1 protein-coding gene is annotated in these 400 nt (G+C 41.5%); it reads left to right on the forward strand.

Annotated elements, in window-relative coordinates:
- Positions 1–400, forward strand: a 400-nt coding sequence (locus tag RG959_RS23870; RefSeq protein WP_342799280.1) for an N-acetylmuramoyl-L-alanine amidase family protein, incomplete at both ends; no start/stop codon positions are given.

Raw genomic sequence — 400 nt, forward strand, 5'->3', positions numbered from 1 at the left:
TGGGTATAATATCGTAATTGACGCAGGGCATGGAGGAAAAGATCCAGGCGCCATTGGACTAAATGGTACGGAAGAAAAAACAGTAAATAGTCAAACAGCAAGCGAAGTTGCTAAAGTCTTAAGCGCTAAGGGAGCTACTGTCATTCAAACTAGAAGCAAGGACACCTTCCTCTCACTCGACAGGCGCGCAGAGATAAGCAACACCTATAATACAGATGCGTTTATTAGTATTCATTATAACGCGTTTCCCGTCCAATCGGTTCAAGGCATAGGTACTTATTACTCCTCCCTGAATAAAGACCATGCATTAGCAGAAGATATTCAAAATAAACTATCCGGATCTCTCCCTCTTTATAACCGTGGGTTATTTCAAGAAGAGTTTCGGGTGTTACGTAAAAAT

The organism is Domibacillus sp. 8LH (assembly GCF_038806185.1).
Taxonomy (GTDB): Bacteria; Bacillota; Bacilli; order Bacillales; family Domibacillaceae; genus Domibacillus; species Domibacillus indicus_A.